Source organism: Tessaracoccus zhenghani (genome assembly GCF_054552775.1).
Genome location: NZ_CM137275.1, coordinates 2,392,497 through 2,408,663 on the forward strand (window position 1 = coordinate 2,392,497; position 16,167 = coordinate 2,408,663).

A 16,167-nucleotide genomic window follows, 5' to 3' on the forward strand; every position below is an offset into this window, starting at 1 on the left:
GCCGGAATCTACCGCTAGGGACGCCAGCCTTCGGGCGGATCCTCGCCGACGACACCGTCGACGGCTTCGCGGAGGAGATCGGCGTGCCCCGTGTGGCGGGAGTACTCCTCGACGAGGTCGTGCAGCATGCGGCGCAGCGTCATCTCCACGCCCCAGACCCGGCCGAGGTGGACGCTCTGGTCGAGGTCGCCGTCGAGGAGGAGGTCCGCTATCTTCTGGCGGGAGCGGGCGACGGCGGCGTCGTAGTTGGCGTAGAGCTCCTCGGGGGAGTCATCGGCGGCGGAGGTGAACGGCCAGTTGCGCTCCTCCTCGCTGGACAAGTCCAGCGACGCCCACGGTTCACCCGGGTGGCTGCCGTCGATCGCCCAGGTGAACTTGGTGGCCTCCACCTGGGTGAGGTGCTTGATCAGGCCGCCCAGCGTGAGGATGGAGGCGCCGATCCTGGTGTTGAGGGCCGCGGAATCCAGGCCGTCGACCTTCCACCGGAACGTCCAGCGCATGCGGTCGAGCGAGCCGAGGAGCTGCTCGACATCGGTGCCCGCCAGAGGCGGTTCCCAGGGGGTGAGGTCTTCGTCGGCCATGACAGCAGCCTAAGCCGCACGCGGTGCCGGCGGTAGGCCCTGAGGGGTATCCCCGGGCAGGAAAGGCCTGCCCGGGGATAGGGGGTCAGGCGGACATGTTGCTTCCGGATTCCAGCAGGCTCTTGAGGTCCGAGAGCACCCACGGCCAGCCGCCGCCGCCCTGAGCGGGGTCGTGCCCGCCGGCGAACTCGGCGCCGGTGCCGGGTGCCGCGCTCAGGTCGTGCGTGAGGACCACCTTGGTGAGGCCGCCCGGGTACTCGGTGAGTTCCCAGGTGAGGCGGGTGGGCTCCAGGTCCTGGTGCCAGGTGGGCTGCCAGGTGAGTTCGAGGCGGTTCGGCGCGTCGACGCTGATGACCTCACCCTCGACGGCGACCTCGCCCATGCCCATGGCCTTCATCTCGTCGGTGGAGAGGTTGCGGTAGCGGCCGCCGGTTGTGAGATCGACGTCGACGTCGCCGCCGTAGCCCCATTTGCGCGTGTACTCCGGAGTGGTGATGGCCTCCCAGACGGTGGCCTTCGGGGCCTTGATGTAGATGGTGTAGACCTGCAGGTCGCTCATGATTCGTCCTCTGGTTCGAGTCGGTGCTTGAGGTGGAAGAGGCCCGCGGCGATCTCCGCGCGGCCGGTGTACTTGCCGATCCACCGGTTGTGGATCTGCTGGATGGGCACGGGGTTGAGGAAGTGCAGCTTCTGGCGTCCCCGCCGGACGGGGGTGACGAGATTGGCGGCTTCGAGGACGCGGAGATGCTTGGCGACTCCGAAGCGCGTCATCTCGACGTGCTCGTTGACGACTTCTTCGAGCTCACCGAGCGGGCGGCCGTCCCGCTCGAAGAGGGCGTCAAGGAGGAGCCGGCGGATGGGATCCGCCAACGCCTTGAACACCAGGTCGTCGTCCATACCGGAACATTAGGTGACTAGTTGGTCACCTGTCAATGGTCCTCCAGGACGTGGCGGGGAGGCGCGGGTTGCGCCACTCGCGGTAGCGGGCGACCACCTCGTAGACCATGGTGCGGAGCTTCCACCGCCAGCGCTCGAGGGGCCGGAAGTCGTCGGCCGGGGTGAGCCTCGCGGCCATCGCCGGGTCCTGGCGCAGCAGGAACTGGCGGGCGCGCCAGGCGTGCATGGGGTCCGACACCAGACGGATCACGTCGTGGTGGCCCACCAGGGGTGCGGAGAACTGCAGGTTCTGCCACGTGCTCAGGGCTTCCTCCTCCAGCACGATGAGGCTGCCGGGGATGCCCTGGGACTGTGCGTAGGCCGCCATGGCCGAGGCTTCGCTGGTCCCCGTCTTCGCCGTCGTGCCGGTGAAGACCACCATCGTGACGCGGGGATTCATGGTGCGCACGGCGATGTCGACGCGCCACCGTTGCAGCGGGTGGAGGGAGCCGTCGGGGTGGGTGGGGCAACCGAGCACGATGAGGGCCTCGGTGGTGTTCGGGCCGGTGCGTGGCCGGCCGTAGTTGCGGGTGCTGGCCCAGCAGTGGGCCACCTCGGGTAGCGCCACCAGGGCTGTGCCCATGCCAACTGCCACCGACACCCATCGCTTCATGCGGCAAGCCTAGGCCGGTGCAGCCTGGCCCAGCGGACGGAGCGGCCGTGGGCCCGCGCCCAGCCGAGGGGGCTGCCGTCGAGGGCGGTCTCGGTGGCGAACCACTCGTAGAGCCGGTCGATCGGCTCCGATTCCAGGAATCGGCTGCCCCTCATGTCGCCCTGCTCAATCCAGCGTCGCCGGGCCGGGGTTCTGCCAGTGGCGGTGCAGCAGGGCGATCTGTTCCGGCAGGATGCGGGAGACCGAGAGCTCGGGCAGCGCGTCGACGGCGAACCAGCCGATCTCGCTGGTCTCGTCGCTGGTGTAGGCCAGGTCGACGGGGGCGAGGGCCTCACAGACGAACAGCATCTTGTAGCAGTGGTGGTCCAGCGGCGGCTGGTGCCCCCAGACCTCGCGGTCCAGGACGGCGGCCAGGTGCCCGGCCCGCACGGCGACGCCGGCCTCCTCGAAGACCTCGCGCTCGATGGAACCGCGCGGCGTCTCACCCACGTCGCACCACCCGCCGGGGAGCGTCCAGAGGTCGTCGTCGAGGATCTCGCGGACCAGCAGGACGCGGCCCTCGTCGTCGAACACCGCGCCGCGCACGTCGATCTTCGGCGTGGTGTAGCCGGCCGTCGAAGCCACTTCCCGGTCGAACGGCGGGAGTTCATCCCGCGACACCATCTGCAGGAGGTCGCGGCCGATCTCCGCCACCCGATGGAACCGCCCGATGTCGAACTCGTCCGTGCAGTAGGCCAGTGCGCTCTCCGAGATGGCGGTGAGCTCCATAGCGATGCGGTGCAGGTCCTGGGACGCCGTGTTCATGCTTCCGACCGTAGCGGGTTGTGTGTCCGCCTCGACGTGGGGCTACAGGCCAAGGTCGATGGCCTGGCTGGTCATCCTGTCGTGAGTCAGCGAATGATCAGAGATCGGGTTCCTCCTGGGCGATGCGGTCCTCGATGGTCTCCTCACCGGGCTCATCCAGGTGCAGGGCGTCGTCGACAGGACGCTCCAGGTTGTCGGGAGTCATGTCGGCCGCGTCCTCACCTTCGTCGATGAGATCCTGGGTGCTGAGATCCTCACGGATCACCTCGCGGTGCTCGCGCGCCGCGTCGTCGATCCGCTGCGCGAGCAGTTCGTTGTCCTGATCGGGGTCTACGAAGTTCTCTGGGGCCATGTCATCAGTGCTCATGCTCCACCCTGACAAGGGGCGTTGACTGGTCGCATCCCCCTTGGGGGTAGAGGTGCACCGGGCTGGACGCGTTGGCTGGAATTTCGAGGGAGATTCCTGCCACATCGCCCATATACAGCGGGATGTGGCAGGAACCTCCCTCCAGTTTCAGGCAGCTACCAGCTCGTCGATCTGGTTGACCGCCTGAGTGGCGCCCTCCTCCATGCCCATGTCCAGCACGGTCTGCAGATCCTCGGCCGACTGGTAGACGGTGGTGGCCACCAGCCGCGACCCGCCCTCGGTGGACTCGAAGCGGAAGGTGTTCTCGCCCACCGGAAGGTTCTCCTGCGGGGTGAAATCCTCCTTGGCGAAGCCATCCAGGAAGCGGAAGCTCTGGCCGTCGTCGACTTCCTTGATGTCCCAGTAGCCGTGGAAACGCTCGCCCTCAGGGCTGGTCATGTAGTAGTTCATGCGGCCGCCGGGCGTGAGGCTGTGATCGACGAACGTGGCGGGGTATCCGGGCGGGCCCCAGACCCGCTCGAGCTGGCGAGGATCTGCGTAGATCTGCCAGAGCCGTTCGACGGGTGCGGCGAACTCGGCGGTGAGCGTCAGGCTGTGTTCGTCGAGATTACGGGAGATGTCGGTGACAGGCATGGTGTCCTCCTCTGGGACGGTCAGTGGGTGCCTGGGGATTCACGCAGGAGGTCGTCGATCCGCGCCACGCGTCCGCGCCAGATGTCCTCCAGCTCGTCGAGCATGGAGGCGACTGATCTCACTGCCTCGAAGTCGCCGCTTGCGAGGGCCTCGCGCCCTTGGCGGCGCTTGGTGATGAGGCCCGCGCGTTCAAGCACGGCGACGTGTTTCTGGACGGCGGCGAAGCTCATGTCGTACTTCGCTGCCAGGACGGAGACGGAGTGCTCACCGGCGAGGACGCGGCGCAGGATGTCGCGCCGGGTCCGATCCGAGAGCGCGTGGAACAGCGCATCTGCGCGATCCTCGTCCGTCTCAGCCATGACACCAATCTACAACCATCTGGTTGTATGTCAAGAGCGAAATGGACGGGGACTGATTTCGGTGCCGCTGCATCCGGACCCTCAGCAGATGACAGGCTGGGCCCATGGAGAGTCGCCACCTCAGCCGCGTCATCAAGGCTTCGCCGGAGAGCGTCTACGAGTTCGCCGCGGACTTGGACCAGTTGCCGCTCTGGGCGGCGGGCCTGGCCGAGGCGGAGGTCGAGCGGCAGGCGGGCACTGTCGTCGTCGATTCGCCCATGGGTCGCGTCGAGGTGCAGTTCGTGGCCAGGAACGAGTACGGCGTGCTGGACCACGACGTGACGCTGCCGTCAGGGGAGGTGGTCCACAACCCGCTGAGGGTGCTGGCCCACCCGGATGGGGCGGAGGTCGTCTTCACCGTGCGGCAACTGGATCTCAGCGACGAGGAGTTCGAGCGCGACTGCCAGATGGTGGCCGATGACCTCACCAGGCTTAAGGAGATCGTCGAGGGCCCCGCGGCTCGTCGGGGCTAGGGTTCACGGCTGATCGGCGACCTTCTCGAGGGCGAAGAAGAGGAACGAGACGAAGCGACGGGGAATCGGCCTGCCGTCCGGCTGACGCAGGAGTTCCTCCGGCGTGTCGTCGGAGACGGGCGGTTCGCTGATGGAGGTGATGCGGAAACCTGCCGTCGTGAAGTCCTCGACCATGGCGTGCAGCGGCCGGTGCCAGGTCATGAGGATGGCCGGCGTCCCGGCCAGTTCCACCTCCATCGGCCATTCGACGATCGGGAAATACCTGCCCTCGTCGAGGGCGTACGCCAGGGGGTGGTTGACCGACAGCAGGAGCCGCCCTCCGGGCTTGAGGACCCGTCGGAATTCTTGGAGGGGCTCGGCCCAGTCGCGCAGATAGTGGAGCGCCAGGGAGCAGACGATGTCGTCGAACTCCTCGTCCTGGTACGGCAGGGGTTCGCCCAGATCCGCCTGCCGGAGGTCCGCCTTCGGCCCGAACCGACGGCGCGCGAGTTCAAGCATGCCGGCGCTCGCGTCGAACCCGGCGACCTCGGCCCCGCGCTCGCGCAGCGCCGCGAAGAGCGGGCCGGCGCCGCAGCCCGCGTCGAGGATGCGGCGGCCGCGCACGTCGCCGGCGAGGCCCAACATCGCGGGGCGCTCGTAGTACGCGTTGAGCAGGCTGGCCTCGTTCTCTTCGGCGTAGGCGGCGGCGAAGTCGTCGTAGCCGCTCACTGTTCTCCCCTGAGGACGTGTTGGGCGCAGGTGGGGGCCCAGCGGGCGAGGAGGCGTCTGTCCCCTTCGCTGAGCGTCTGGATGGAAGGCATGGGACCACCCTGCCATGGCGTCGGGTCTCAACGCTGCGGGACCATCCGCTCCGCGTATCTGGATATCCGGATGTATGAATATGATGTGTCCGTGAAACGTCACGACATCGCCTTCCCCCCGGCCGCCAACCAACTCGACGTCGCCGCGGGACTCTTCCGCGCGATGGCGGACCCGACGCGGCTGCTGCTGATGGTGGCGCTCCTCCCGGCTGAGTTGAGTGTGGGCGAACTGGTGGAGATGTGCAGTCGACCCCAGAGCACGGTGAGCCGGCAGCTGGCCGTACTTCGACAGGCCGGCCTGCTGACGGCGCGCCGGGACGGCGCCCACGTCCACTACCGCCTCACCAATATCCACGTCGCGGACATGCTGACCCAGGCGCTGGGCCACGCCGAGCACCTCGCCGGCAACCTGCCGCACGGCCACGCGAGTGAGTGAGGCATGAGCTCCAGCATGGTGACGGTGCTCCGCAATCCGCGGTTCGCGAGGTTCTACGGGGCGCAGTCGGTGAGTCAGCTGGGCGACGCCATCCTGTGGGTGGCCCTGGCCCTGGTCGCGGTGGAACTCGAGGGTCCGGCGCAGGCGCCGGTGGTGGTGGCCATCGCGTTGACCCTGCGCGTGGCGGCCTTCGTCGCGCTCGGCCCGGTGGCTGGAGTGGTCGCCGACCGCGTCGACCGAAGACTCCTGCTGGCCGGCTGCCACGTGGGCCGGATGGTGGCGGTCGGCCTCATGTTCTGGGTCACGGCGCCGTGGCAGGTCTACGTCCTGATGGTGGTGGCCAACGGGTTCACCGCCTTCTTCACGCCGGCGAACCAGGCGACGGTGCCTCTCGTCGCCGGACCCCTGCATGCGCGTGCGGCCTTCGCCCTCTCTGCGGCGACCACAGAGGTGTTCGGCATCGTCGGCCCGGGACTCGGCGGCCTGGCGGCGCTGGGCCTGGGTGGGCGCTCCCTGTTCCTGGTGATCGGTGGCCTCTTCGGGCTCGCGGCCCTCCTCGTCCTCACGTTGGGGCCGATCAGGGTCAAGGACCACGAGGTGTCAACAACCACGTGGACCGATGTGCGCGACGGCACCTCCCGGCTGTGGCGCGACGGGCACATCCGGTTCGCGCTGCTCGCGGAGCTGGTCGCGGCGATCTCCGGTGCCCTCGTTCTGACCGTCACGGTCGCCCGCGTCCAGGACGGTCTGGGGCTCACCGACGCGCACTTCGGATGGGTCATGGCGGCCTACGGGCTTGGAGCGACGCTTGCCTCGCTGGCCGTCGCGCACCTCGTCAGGGTTTCGCTGGTGCGCTGGATCGCCGTCGGCGCCGTGCTGACCTCCGTCGCGGTGCTGCCCGCCGACCTGACGCCCTACGCGGGGCTGGTCGCGCTCTGGGCGTTGGCCGGCGTCGGCCAGAACTGGGTGAACCTGCCCACCGAGACCCTCATCGCCGAGCGCACGCCGGCGTCGGCCCAGGGGCGGGTCTATGGCGCCCACTTCGCCTGGAGCCACCTGTGGTGGGGGCTCACCTACCCCCTCGCGGGAGCGCTGGCCGCCCTGTTCGTCGGCCGCACCTTCCTCGCCGGTGGTCTGATCGCGGTGGCCGTTGCCGCGGTTGTCCTGCTGGCTCACCGGCGCATCCTGCGGCGAGACTCCTGACGCCTCCCGACCCCGCGGTGGAGGTGGCTAGCGTCCTCGTGGCGCTGCTGGAAAAGTGACCGGTTAAGGTGTCGGCATGTCTCGCGTCGTGTTCATGTGTGGGCCCGCCGGGTCCGGTAAGTCCACCGTCGCGCGTGAGCTCGAGGCCGACGGCATGGCGCGGCTCTCGTTCGACCAGGAAGCCTGGGACCGCGGGCTGCGAACGATGCCGCTGCCGCGGAACGACCACGCCGACATCGACGCCCATCTCCGACGGCGACTCCTGCAGCTCGTCGCCCACGGGCGCGACGTCGTGTTGGACTTCTCGTTCTGGTCCAGGGACATGCGCGACGACTGGCGGCGACTGCTGGCTCCCCACGGGGTCGTGCCGGAGGTCGTCTACCTGGCTACGGACCGGCAGACCTGCCTCGACCGCATCCGGGCGAGGGCACTGGCCCACGGCGACGATTTCGCGTTGGCACCTGAGGTCGCGGCGCAGTATTTCGATCACTTCCAACCGCCGACCGCAGACGAAGGTCCGTTGACCATCCGACGCTGAGCGGGTGCGGCTAGGGCTGTGCCGGGGCGGTTTCCTCGTGGGTGGTGACCCAGAAACGGCCCGCGACGACCAGGCCCAGCACCAACAGCGCCGAGGTCAGCAGGAACGGCCAGTCGCGGTCCATGCTCGACAGCCAACCGCTGATCCAGCCGAACGGTGCGGTGACCAGCATCACGGCGGTGCGCTGGATCGCCATCACGCGGGAGCGTTCGTGCCGGTCGACGTGCAGCGCGACCAGCGACTCCGCCAGCATGAACAGGATCCCGGCGCCGAACGCGTCGAGCAGCAGGCACACGGCCAGCAGCGCATACGTGGATGCGACGGCCGCCCCGTCCGGGGAGGGGATGCCCACGAGCAGGAACTGGCCAGCGAGGTACACCACGAAGCCGATGAGGGTGGGCGACCTGAGGTGCTTGGCGTGCGTGAGTCGCGGGATGATCGTGAAGAAGAACAGCACCGACAGCAGCGAGCGGACCATCGGGAAGAAGGGCAGCAGCGCGTCGGGGACGCCCAGTTCCTTGTTGATGACCACCTGCCAGAACGTGCCGTTGACCAGCGTGACCGCACCCACGATGGCCGCCACGCACAACGAGCAGATGGTGCCCTTGGAGCGCAGGATCAGGCCGAGCACGCCGCGGTATTCGGAGAGCAGCTTCCACATGCTGACGCCCTGGGTCTGCTGCATGCGGACGCGGCCCGTCGCGGTCTCCGTCGTGGAGCGGTAGAGGAGCCAGACCTTGAGCGCCATGATCACGAACGCGTTGAGGTAGAGGATCCGCACGGCGTGTTCCATGCCCAGGTTCGCCACGAGGAGGGCGGCGATGGGCGCGAAGAGCGCGGAGAACTCGGCGGCGACCTTGACGAGCGAGTAGACCTTGGGGATTTCGGCACGGTCCACGTCCTCGACGAGCAGGCAGTCCCACGAGTTCTGGGTGACCTGCCAGGCGCCGTTGATGATGGAGGCGATCAGGAACCACCAGAAGTTCTGCGCGAGCGCCCACACCAGGCAGGGGATCACCCAGGCGATGATGTCGAAGACGGCGGTGGTCATGCGTCGGCCCAGCTTGTCGGTGATGACGCCGCTGAGGAGGCCGAACACCACCTGGGAGAGCATCGAGATGGTGGCGAGCAGGCCGATCTGCGCGTCGTGCACGCCCAGCGCCAGCATGTACACCGACGCGTAGGGCAGCACCAGCATCATCGACAGGCCCCACATGGGCTCGGTGTACACCGAGGCGCGGCCGTTGCCGCGGAGCCCGAGGAGGGTCGCGATCAGGGGGTTGCGGGGGCGGCGATGCACCGCCCAAGTCAACTCCAGCGTCGGGGGAATGTCCAACCTTGGGCCCGGCGTCGTGCCGCCGCTCGCTCGGGCCCGGCGGCGCCCCCTGCGATCAGTCGGCGCGGAGCGCGTAGAGCACATCGAAGCGCTCCAGCACCACCGGCATGTCCGGCGTGAACGGGTGGCTGCCGTCGTCTGCCGCCCGGGCGAGGTCCTCGTGGGTCTGGCGCCAGCCCGCCAACGGCGCCTCGTCGGGCAGCAGCCCCTCGTCGACCTGGTCGAACGGCAGCACCTGTACGTCGGTGGTCATGATGAGCGCGCGGGGCTGCTCGCTGCCGTCCAGGATGATGCTGAGGTCGCCCTTCCCCGGCAGTTGCGCTCCCTCGGCCTCGTACTGCCACAGGAGGCTGGTGTTCGTCGTCTTCGCGCCGACGGCGACCTCGTGGGCCATCCGGTCTGCGGTCTCGGCATCCTCGCCGAAGGCCCAGGCCGCGGGCGGCACCGTGCCGGAGACCCGTGGGCCGATCCATTCCTGGATGGGGTTGAGTTGGGCCCCCTGGCGCGCCCGTTCCCAGAACTCGTTGACGTCCATGGGGCCAGGGTACGTGCCTGTTGCGCCTGGGGGGGGATCAGTGCGCGACCGCCTGGCTGAACGGGTTTGCGCCGCTGGATGGTGGCGGATCTGACACCGTCTGCGGTGTCACTTCTGACACAACGACGATGGCTCGAACGTTGTGCCAGATATGGTCCGTCTCACATCGACCGCTGAGCGCTGGCTCTGCAACGTGCGGTGCGGTCAGGGCCCCACCGCCCCCATGATCGCCACGCGTGCCTTAATCGCGGCTCGTGATCCACTTCGGGTCGGGACCGATGGCCGCCAACTCGTCAGCGAAGAAGGGCGGGTACATGACCGCCTTCACCCCGTACTGGCTGATCGGGATCCACTCATGCCACTCGATGTCGCCGAGCCTGGTCAGGCTCGGTTCAGTGCTGAGCTTCATGCTCGCGTCGTACTTCATGAGGAAGTAGAACGCCAGCTCATGACATTGACGCCCGTCGAGGGCGGCGGTCTCGGTGTCGCGGAAGAAGTTCTCGTGGATGAACGCCAAACGGTCCACTTCCATGCGGACCCCGGTCTCTTCGAGGACTTCCCGCTGCACCGCTTCCACGGCGCTCTCCCCGTGGTGGACCCCGCCGCCGATGGAGTAGTAGTAGGAGTTGCTCTGGTTGCGCGCCATCAGTACGTGGCCGTCGTGCAGGATGACGGCTGCCGCGCGGTAGCGGAACCAGAGCCCGTCGTCGTCGTAACCGCAGTCACGGATGTCCTCGCTCACGATCGGAACCTACCACCCGAGTCGCCGGCGGGGCCCGTGCGTGCGCTCGACGATGGCCCGGTGAAGCCCGTGAGCGCTGGATCATCATCGACGACCCTCTTGGCGGTACTTTGACAGTGCTCACAGCATCTCGACGACCAGTTGAGCCATCCCGAGAGGAAACCTTGTGACCAAGAAGCCTTCCGTCATCTTCGTCTGCGTCCACAACGCAGGCCGCTCCCAGATGGGCGCGGCGTACGCCCAGCACCTCTCCCGCGGCGCCGTCGAGGTCCGCTCCGCCGGATCCGCCCCCGCGGACTCCATCAACCCGGCCGTGCGCGATGCCATGTTGGAGGAGGGGATCGACATCTCGCAGGAGAAACCCAAGGTCCTCACCGACGAGGCCGTGGAGGCCTCGGATGTCGTCATCACCATGGGCTGCGGCGACGCGTGCCCTTTCTATCCGGGCAAGACGTACCTGGACTGGACGCTCGATGACCCGGCCGGGCAGGGCGTCGACTCCGTGCGCCCCATCCGCGACGACATCCGCCGCCGCATCACCGAGTTGCTCACCGAGTTGGGCGTCGAAGTGCATCCCACACCGGCCGAAGTCGCCTGACTTCTGGGCCGCACACCTGCGATGCGGACGACCGGAGAGGAGTGGACCCTCGGGCCGTGCTTCACCCTGGACTTCTGCGCTCGGCAATTTGTAGATCGGGATGCTCCGGGGGTGATCCGTAAAAGTAGGGCGTGGCTCTTGCGGCGCTGTGTTGGCGGCGCCAGGTTCCCACATGCTTGGATCCCGGATGGAGTTCAGGGATGGCCGTGATGTTTCGCGCTCATGCCGAGAGTCGTGCGTTCGGCTCACAGCAACCGCGGGCGCTGAGGTGTACATTTCAGCCAATCTAGCGGCTACCATGGGTGGCATGACTGAGATGACTGTGAGCGACGCTCGGGCCCGCCTTGCCGATGTCGTGGACACGGCCCGCGTGGGACACGACCCGGTGTACCTGACCCGTCGGGGCCAGCGGGTGGCGGCGGTCATCGACGCCGACGATCTGGATCGGCTGATTGCGGCCGCGGAAGACCTGGCTGATCTCGAGGCAGCTCGTGTGGCGCGTGACGAGATCGCTGATGGTGAGTCGGCGATCCCCTGGGAGCAGGTCAGGGCCGACCTCGGCCTGGCATGAGCTATCGGATCGAGGTCGCGCCCGCTGCGGTTCGACAACTACGCAAGCTGGACAGGGTCGCCCAGCGACGAGTCCAGGCGGCCATCGAACTGCTCGCCAGCGAACCGCGCCCGGGCGGTGCCAAGAAGCTGGTTGGCGGCGACGGTGAGTGGCGTGTCCGGACTGGTGACTATCGGATCGTGTACGAGATCCACGACAACGTGCTGCTCGTCCTTGTGGTTGCCGTCGGCCACCGCCGCGACATCTACGAACGCCGGTAGACAACGCGCTGTCATGCCGCGGTGTGCGAGGGTAGCCTTCGGCATCGGTGTCCCCGGGCACGACCGCCCTCAATTCCCACGGCCTGCGCGGTCGATCCTGCCGATGAGCGACTGTTCGCGGTCACGCCACCGACGAGGCCTGTTCTCATCCGCGAGACGAATTGGCACTATCCCGACAATGGAAAAAGTCACCATCGGGCACATGCGCACAGGTCGTGGATCCTGCGTGTTCGCCGCTCGCGGCTCACGCCTGACGCGTGGATGCACGTCGGATCGGTAGCATCGCCGCATGGACAGCGTCGGTGTCGGCCCTGCAGCGGTGTGGCCCAGACGGACTCGTGGAGCAGAAGTGCCTCCGACACCGGAAGGGCGCGCCGAGAACACAGTTGGAAACCCGCCGGGTGGCGTCTGCAAGACCTCTTTTGGAGGGCCCATGGGTGGGGCCTCGGCGTACTCACCTCGGCATATCGGACCCCGAAACGTCGTGGCGGACGCGTTGGGGCGCGGGCTTTGGGTCGCACTTCAGCCTCCAGCTTCGCTATCTCAACGGGGCGCGCCATTGAATACATGGAGTCCCTGGCCGAGGTGTTCCTCGAGGATGGCCGAGCGATGACTGGCGCAGTCGCTGGCGCGTACAGGAAGCATTCATTCACTCAGGCCGAGCGGTTCGCCGTATTCAACACGCACGGGGACAGGTGTTACCTCGGTGGTGAGGTTCTCACTCACACCACCTTCGAGGTGGACCACATCTTGCCCGAGTCGCTGCTGCAAACTTCGCACGAACTGCAGGAAGTGTTAGCCGGCTTTGGATTGCCTGCCGACTTCGACCTCAACGATTACGGGAATTGGTTGCCAGCTTGTCGTCCTTGCAACGGTCGAAAGCGGAAGCACGTGTTTCGGCCGACGCCCATGAGTCAGATGATGATCGACCGCGCCCGATCGAAGGCAGAGGCTGCCCGAGAGCGAGCCCAAAGGGCGGTGACCGAGAAGGACCTAGCCGAGGCACTAGCCAAGCTAGCTATGGCTTAGGAGATGAACGATCTGCCTGATGGCTACGAGGAGCTTGCCGTGGCGGTGACGATCCTGGCCCAGGCACACGAGTCGGGCAGTTTCCCCGATGCCTACCGTGATCTGGCCAGCATGGCGCATGAGATCGTGAGGGTCCCCGAGAACTTCGAGGTGTGGGCGGCGCCTGTAATCGACGACTACGTGGCCGAGCACGCTGCCTGCACCGATCAAGAGGCCAGCGACGATGCCGCCGCTGGCTTCGAACCGTCGCGACGACTGCACCTGACTCCCACCCGGTCGGTCCCCCTCCTTGAGGTGCTCCGCGATGATGGGATAACAGCGACTGCGCGCGGGCCCTATGGGGTTAGCGGGGGGCCAAGTCTTCAGTCGTACTCGGGTCTTGGAGCGCGCTGCTGGTCTTGCGGCCACCCATTCTGGAATGGGACTCGATGCGTCGTCTGCGGCGCCCAAAACGACGGTGATTAGGCCGCAGGGCAGGCGACAGGACGCAGCATCCGTGAGTAAGTGGACGATTGGTCGCGAGGTTTTGCGAGAGGGCCCCGGGATGCAACCCTGCATCGAGAGAGAACACACCAGCTAGATTCAATCGGAGGTGGTGCCGAATGGCTGACCTGTCTAATGCCCGCGTGCGAGCGTCCTACGCAATGGCCAGTCAAGATGGAGTGTGGGTGTCGCGGCTCGTGAAGTCGACCGGGGCCGCCGGACCTGCTGCGCGCGGCTACCTCCCGCTGTTGACCATGCACCACGTCATTCGGATCGTCCACGAGGTCAGAAGGCTACTCCGGGCGCCCGAGCCTTTCGGCACCCCGGCCCACGCTGTCCGGCTCAGCCAGGAGCTCGTGGACGACGGGACCGCACGCACGCGGGCGAAGTTGTTGGACGACAAGAAGAAGACCGCCGCTCGAGTCTTCTCCGACGTGGACGCCACCAACCAAGACGCCTACGACTTCTTCCTGCAGCCGCGGTTCAAGTTCCTGCTCCCCTCCGCCAAGGACTTGGGCATCGTTCGGGTGAACGGGTTCGTCGCCTCCAGCACCACCGGGATCAGCTACCGGTCGACGGTGGCACCCGACACGGCAGGCTCGGACGTGCTGGCCCGGTCCAGCAGGTGGGGCAACGACATCAGGGTCCTGCTGGCGGCGGCCCCCGACATCACGCCACAAACTGATGGGTTGTTCAACTTCTCTGGGCTGTCCGTCACCAGCACCGACTACAAGTTCAAGGATTTCTTGGCCGACCGCTACGGCGCCCTCACTGCGAGCCAGAAGCTGACGCTCCTGCTGATCGAGGGCGACATGAACACGAGCCTGCACTACTTGCCCCTGGCAGAGGCCGGTAGCCAAGAGCCGGTCTTCCGCATGCGCCTTGCGGACCTCGTCCATGACCTGTCGTCACTGTCCAAGATGGTGGACGCCGCCCAGCCCGGGGAGTTCGACCCTGTGCTTCCCGTCCTTCGGTCGGACGCGGCCCAGCGCGTGATTGACCCGAAAGCTCGACTGGTAAGGAACCTCGCCGTCCACTACGCGCTCACCGACCCCAACATTCATTTGCGGCCCGACCGATCGATGTTCGGCCTCGTTGAGGCCGTCTACCCCGGGATGACGTGGGAGCAGCTGAACGCCGACATGCTGGAAGTCACACAGAAGCTCGGCACCGCGCTGGCTGGGTGGTGATGCGCGTCGTTGACGAGTCCACCCGGCCGGCCGCATAGCCGAAGTCCCGATGCGCACGGCCCGCTCATGCCGCGGTCGGGGTGGCCGCATGCGGGCCGGAGCGAGCGCTCAGCGCCCAGCTACTCGAAGAAGTCTTCGTCTAGTTCCACTGAGTGGTAGGTGTTTGTGACTTGGACACCCACCTCGTAGCGGATCATCAGCGAAGCGAGTCTGTCCCCATCGATGAGGATGAGGCGCATCGGAGTGCGATCGGCGTAGTCGATTGCCTCCCGCGTGAATCGGGACGTAGTGATGAAGACTCCAGCGTCGCCCTTTCCGCTGAGGGCACCCACGAACCCCTGAAGTGCGGGTCGGCCGATGGAGCTATCGGCGGCATACCGCTTGGCTTGGACGTAGACGCGGTTGATTCCGAGCGCGTCGGAGTCAATGATCCCGTCGATCCCTTCGTCACCGGATGTTCGGGTCACCTGCGCGCGACCCTCAGCTCCGCCGTATCCCATCGCTACCAGGAGTCTCACCACCGCCCGCTCGAAGAACTCTGGGGCACCCTCGCGGAGCCGGTCCAAGAGATCGGCCGAAACTGCGTTCTCTACCCGTCTGATTCCCTGCTCGATCTGCTCGATTGGGTCGAGTCCGCCGGGTTCATCTGCCACGGCCTGTGTCGCGGGTCCTGAGCGTACGGAAGCCGTGTAGGGCCGAATCCCCGACTCGTGGTCGTCCGCGAAGGCCCTGAAGTCCCGTTCGCTGAGTGGCCCGGAAGTCTGGACCAGAACTCGACGGCCAGCATCGGTGATCACATAGTGCCCCCGCTTCGGCCGGTTGAGGGCTCCGACGTTTGCAAGGAAGGACAGCGCCCAACCGATCCGGTTCGCGTACATGGGTTGGCCGCTCGAGAGCATCTCCGCGATCTGGTCCGGCCCCAGCTTTGCTTCTGCGGCAGCTAGGGCGTTCAACTCCTGCCGCCCGCGGACCTGTCCATCCTGAAGCGCAACCAGACAGAAACGGAGGAACCCCTCCCACGTTGGCATCCGGCTCATTCCGGCCTCTTTCTGAACTCCTGGACCTGGCTCCCGCTTCACGATACTGGTCTATGAGGCGGTCCTGCGCGGCAACTAGTTGTGATGTCCAGGGACGTTGTTGCGTGAATTGCGTGTGAGCTGTTGACGGGTGAAGGGTGGTGGCCAGCGCCCTGCCGAGAACGGCAGGGCGGGCGCTGGCACTGCGATGAGTACAAAGGCGCACGCTCACCCTTGAGTATGCGCCCTCACCGTGCCAGCAACCCTATGGTCAGAACTTGCTCATTTCAAGACGTCCCGCCATCGCACACCAGGGCGCCAGCCCCCTCAGGCGGGGAGCCGAGTCGGTGGTGCAGGAGCATGCTGCGGCGGCGATCTATACACCACTGCCTCTGAGCACACGTCCGCACCACGCTTCGCGCACTCCCCGCGTAGTCATGTGGGTATCCCCTGGTCGCAAGTCATCGGCGAGGTTGCTGGGCGACGTCCTAATAGATGTCGGGAACGCCATCCGCGTCCTCGTCGATGGCTTCCGCCAGAGCGATCCGACGATATTGGCGGTTACGGGCGATAAGAACGGCAGACGCCAGCAGAAAGCTTCGACAGAAAACTTGGTTTTATCGGG

The 16,167-nt window shown here is 66.8% G+C and carries 23 protein-coding genes; 9 read left to right on the forward strand and 14 right to left on the reverse strand.

Going from position 1 to position 16,167, the window contains the following annotated elements:
- Nucleotides 1-14: 14 nt before the first annotated feature.
- The 9 genes from ACX1DX_RS11285 to ACX1DX_RS11325 form a co-directional block, all read right to left on the reverse strand.
- Nucleotides 15-581: a mycothiol transferase gene (locus tag ACX1DX_RS11285; protein ID WP_459396682.1), complete on the reverse strand. Its 567-nt coding sequence runs from the start codon at nt 579-581 to the stop codon at nt 15-17.
- Nucleotides 582-666: 85 nt separating this feature from the next.
- Nucleotides 667-1,140, reverse strand: coding sequence for an SRPBCC domain-containing protein (locus tag ACX1DX_RS11290; RefSeq protein WP_076063350.1), 474 nt, complete (start codon nt 1,138-1,140; stop codon nt 667-669).
- Nucleotides 1,137-1,478 (reverse strand): ArsR/SmtB family transcription factor, encoded by a 342-nt coding sequence (locus ACX1DX_RS11295; protein WP_459396683.1) that lies wholly within the window; start codon nt 1,476-1,478, stop codon nt 1,137-1,139. Before ACX1DX_RS11295 ends, ACX1DX_RS11290 begins: the two co-directional genes overlap by 4 nt.
- 25 nt (nt 1,479-1,503) lie before the next feature.
- Nucleotides 1,504-2,130: a YdcF family protein gene (locus ACX1DX_RS11300; RefSeq protein ID WP_459396684.1), complete on the reverse strand. Its 627-nt coding sequence runs from the start codon at nt 2,128-2,130 to the stop codon at nt 1,504-1,506.
- A complete protein-coding gene (locus tag ACX1DX_RS11305; protein ID WP_158069085.1) occupies nt 2,127-2,285 on the reverse strand; it encodes a hypothetical protein in 159 nt (52 codons plus the stop codon). Before ACX1DX_RS11305 ends, ACX1DX_RS11300 begins: the two co-directional genes overlap by 4 nt.
- A 10-nt stretch (nt 2,286-2,295) precedes the next feature.
- Complete coding sequence (locus ACX1DX_RS11310) at nt 2,296-2,934, reverse strand: NUDIX hydrolase N-terminal domain-containing protein (protein WP_459396685.1); 639 nt, start codon at nt 2,932-2,934, stop codon at nt 2,296-2,298.
- Between the two features lie 97 nt (nt 2,935-3,031).
- A complete protein-coding gene (locus ACX1DX_RS11315; RefSeq protein ID WP_076063342.1) occupies nt 3,032-3,301 on the reverse strand; it encodes a hypothetical protein in 270 nt (89 codons plus the stop codon).
- Nucleotides 3,302-3,448: 147 nt separating this feature from the next.
- A complete protein-coding gene (locus tag ACX1DX_RS11320) occupies nt 3,449-3,934 on the reverse strand; it encodes an SRPBCC family protein (protein ID WP_459396686.1) in 486 nt (161 codons plus the stop codon).
- A gap of 20 nt (nt 3,935-3,954) precedes the next feature.
- Complete coding sequence (locus tag ACX1DX_RS11325; protein ID WP_076063338.1) at nt 3,955-4,293, reverse strand: ArsR/SmtB family transcription factor; 339 nt, start codon at nt 4,291-4,293, stop codon at nt 3,955-3,957.
- Between the two features lie 104 nt (nt 4,294-4,397).
- On the opposite strand from ACX1DX_RS11325, the gene ACX1DX_RS11330 reads away from it, so the two are divergent.
- Nucleotides 4,398-4,805, forward strand: coding sequence for an SRPBCC family protein (locus ACX1DX_RS11330; protein WP_459396687.1), 408 nt, complete (start codon nt 4,398-4,400; stop codon nt 4,803-4,805).
- A gap of 3 nt (nt 4,806-4,808) precedes the next feature.
- On the opposite strand, the gene ACX1DX_RS11335 is transcribed toward ACX1DX_RS11330, so the two are convergent.
- A complete protein-coding gene (locus ACX1DX_RS11335) occupies nt 4,809-5,513 on the reverse strand; it encodes a class I SAM-dependent methyltransferase (RefSeq protein ID WP_459396688.1) in 705 nt (234 codons plus the stop codon).
- Nucleotides 5,514-5,696: 183 nt separating this feature from the next.
- Between ACX1DX_RS11335 and ACX1DX_RS11340 the strand changes: the two genes are divergently transcribed.
- The 3 genes from ACX1DX_RS11340 to ACX1DX_RS11350 all read left to right on the forward strand — a co-directional run bounded on the left by ACX1DX_RS11340 (nt 5,697) and on the right by ACX1DX_RS11350 (nt 7,782).
- Nucleotides 5,697-6,041, forward strand: coding sequence for an ArsR/SmtB family transcription factor (locus ACX1DX_RS11340; RefSeq protein WP_459396689.1), 345 nt, complete (start codon nt 5,697-5,699; stop codon nt 6,039-6,041).
- A gap of 3 nt (nt 6,042-6,044) precedes the next feature.
- Nucleotides 6,045-7,244 (forward strand): MFS transporter, encoded by a 1,200-nt coding sequence (locus tag ACX1DX_RS11345; RefSeq protein ID WP_459396690.1) that lies wholly within the window; start codon nt 6,045-6,047, stop codon nt 7,242-7,244.
- 76 nt (nt 7,245-7,320) lie between these two features.
- Nucleotides 7,321-7,782, forward strand: a complete 462-nt coding sequence (locus ACX1DX_RS11350; protein ID WP_459396691.1) for a P-loop nucleotide/nucleoside kinase family protein — start codon at nt 7,321-7,323, stop codon at nt 7,780-7,782.
- 10 nt (nt 7,783-7,792) lie between these two features.
- Here the strand turns inward: ACX1DX_RS11350 and ACX1DX_RS11355 are convergent, their stop codons facing one another.
- The 3 genes from ACX1DX_RS11355 to ACX1DX_RS11365 all read right to left on the reverse strand — a co-directional run bounded on the left by ACX1DX_RS11355 (nt 7,793) and on the right by ACX1DX_RS11365 (nt 10,395).
- The gene (locus ACX1DX_RS11355; protein WP_459396692.1) at nt 7,793-9,082 is read right to left on the reverse strand and encodes an MFS transporter; all 1,290 of its coding nucleotides are present in this window, start codon (nt 9,080-9,082) and stop codon (nt 7,793-7,795) included.
- Between the two features lie 91 nt (nt 9,083-9,173).
- Nucleotides 9,174-9,653, reverse strand: a complete 480-nt coding sequence (locus ACX1DX_RS11360) for an ASCH domain-containing protein (protein WP_459396693.1) — start codon at nt 9,651-9,653, stop codon at nt 9,174-9,176.
- Between the two features lie 241 nt (nt 9,654-9,894).
- Nucleotides 9,895-10,395, reverse strand: coding sequence for an NUDIX hydrolase (locus ACX1DX_RS11365; protein ID WP_076063322.1), 501 nt, complete (start codon nt 10,393-10,395; stop codon nt 9,895-9,897).
- 166 nt (nt 10,396-10,561) lie between these two features.
- Between ACX1DX_RS11365 and ACX1DX_RS11370 the strand changes: the two genes are divergently transcribed.
- The 5 genes from ACX1DX_RS11370 to ACX1DX_RS11390 all read left to right on the forward strand — a co-directional run bounded on the left by ACX1DX_RS11370 (nt 10,562) and on the right by ACX1DX_RS11390 (nt 14,526).
- Nucleotides 10,562-10,993 (forward strand): arsenate reductase ArsC, encoded by a 432-nt coding sequence (locus ACX1DX_RS11370; protein ID WP_459396694.1) that lies wholly within the window; start codon nt 10,562-10,564, stop codon nt 10,991-10,993.
- A gap of 307 nt (nt 10,994-11,300) precedes the next feature.
- Nucleotides 11,301-11,564, forward strand: coding sequence for a type II toxin-antitoxin system Phd/YefM family antitoxin (locus ACX1DX_RS11375; RefSeq protein WP_459396695.1), 264 nt, complete (start codon nt 11,301-11,303; stop codon nt 11,562-11,564).
- Nucleotides 11,561-11,824, forward strand: a complete 264-nt coding sequence (locus tag ACX1DX_RS11380; protein WP_182762948.1) for a type II toxin-antitoxin system RelE family toxin — start codon at nt 11,561-11,563, stop codon at nt 11,822-11,824. The genes ACX1DX_RS11375 and ACX1DX_RS11380 overlap by 4 nt, the downstream gene beginning before the upstream one ends.
- Nucleotides 11,825-12,856: 1,032 nt before the next feature.
- Nucleotides 12,857-13,318: a hypothetical protein gene (locus ACX1DX_RS11385; protein ID WP_459396696.1), complete on the forward strand. Its 462-nt coding sequence runs from the start codon at nt 12,857-12,859 to the stop codon at nt 13,316-13,318.
- 266 nt (nt 13,319-13,584) lie between these two features.
- On the forward strand, nt 13,585-14,526 hold the full coding sequence (locus ACX1DX_RS11390) for a hypothetical protein (protein ID WP_459396697.1): 942 nt from the start codon (nt 13,585-13,587) through the stop codon (nt 14,524-14,526).
- Between the two features lie 119 nt (nt 14,527-14,645).
- Here ACX1DX_RS11390 and ACX1DX_RS11395 read toward each other — a convergent pair whose 3' ends face one another.
- Nucleotides 14,646-15,563: a restriction endonuclease gene (locus tag ACX1DX_RS11395; RefSeq protein ID WP_459396698.1), complete on the reverse strand. Its 918-nt coding sequence runs from the start codon at nt 15,561-15,563 to the stop codon at nt 14,646-14,648.
- Nucleotides 15,564-16,167 lie beyond the last annotated feature (604 nt).

Excerpts from the sequence above, each read along its gene's own strand:
- ACX1DX_RS11285 (WP_459396682.1), bottom strand. The coding sequence starts at position 581 with ATGGCCGACGAAGACCTCACCCCCTGGGAACCGCCTCTGGCGGGCACC.
- ACX1DX_RS11290 (WP_076063350.1), bottom strand. The coding sequence starts at position 1,140 with ATGAGCGACCTGCAGGTCTACACCATCTACATCAAGGCCCCGAAGGCC.
- ACX1DX_RS11295 (WP_459396683.1), bottom strand. The coding sequence starts at position 1,478 with ATGGACGACGACCTGGTGTTCAAGGCGTTGGCGGATCCCATCCGCCGG.
- ACX1DX_RS11300 (WP_459396684.1), bottom strand. The coding sequence starts at position 2,130 with ATGAAGCGATGGGTGTCGGTGGCAGTTGGCATGGGCACAGCCCTGGTG.
- ACX1DX_RS11305 (WP_158069085.1), bottom strand. The coding sequence starts at position 2,285 with ATGAGGGGCAGCCGATTCCTGGAATCGGAGCCGATCGACCGGCTCTAC.
- ACX1DX_RS11310 (WP_459396685.1), bottom strand. The coding sequence starts at position 2,934 with ATGAACACGGCGTCCCAGGACCTGCACCGCATCGCTATGGAGCTCACC.
- ACX1DX_RS11315 (WP_076063342.1), bottom strand. The coding sequence starts at position 3,301 with ATGAGCACTGATGACATGGCCCCAGAGAACTTCGTAGACCCCGATCAG.
- ACX1DX_RS11320 (WP_459396686.1), bottom strand. The coding sequence starts at position 3,934 with ATGCCTGTCACCGACATCTCCCGTAATCTCGACGAACACAGCCTGACG.
- ACX1DX_RS11325 (WP_076063338.1), bottom strand. The coding sequence starts at position 4,293 with ATGGCTGAGACGGACGAGGATCGCGCAGATGCGCTGTTCCACGCGCTC.
- ACX1DX_RS11330 (WP_459396687.1), top strand. The coding sequence starts at position 4,398 with ATGGAGAGTCGCCACCTCAGCCGCGTCATCAAGGCTTCGCCGGAGAGC.
- ACX1DX_RS11345 (WP_459396690.1), top strand. The coding sequence starts at position 6,045 with ATGAGCTCCAGCATGGTGACGGTGCTCCGCAATCCGCGGTTCGCGAGG.
- ACX1DX_RS11350 (WP_459396691.1), top strand. The coding sequence starts at position 7,321 with ATGTCTCGCGTCGTGTTCATGTGTGGGCCCGCCGGGTCCGGTAAGTCC.
- ACX1DX_RS11360 (WP_459396693.1), bottom strand. The coding sequence starts at position 9,653 with ATGGACGTCAACGAGTTCTGGGAACGGGCGCGCCAGGGGGCCCAACTC.
- ACX1DX_RS11375 (WP_459396695.1), top strand. The coding sequence starts at position 11,301 with ATGACTGAGATGACTGTGAGCGACGCTCGGGCCCGCCTTGCCGATGTC.
- ACX1DX_RS11380 (WP_182762948.1), top strand. The coding sequence starts at position 11,561 with ATGAGCTATCGGATCGAGGTCGCGCCCGCTGCGGTTCGACAACTACGC.
- ACX1DX_RS11385 (WP_459396696.1), top strand. The coding sequence starts at position 12,857 with ATGAACGATCTGCCTGATGGCTACGAGGAGCTTGCCGTGGCGGTGACG.
- ACX1DX_RS11395 (WP_459396698.1), bottom strand. The coding sequence starts at position 15,563 with ATGAGCCGGATGCCAACGTGGGAGGGGTTCCTCCGTTTCTGTCTGGTT.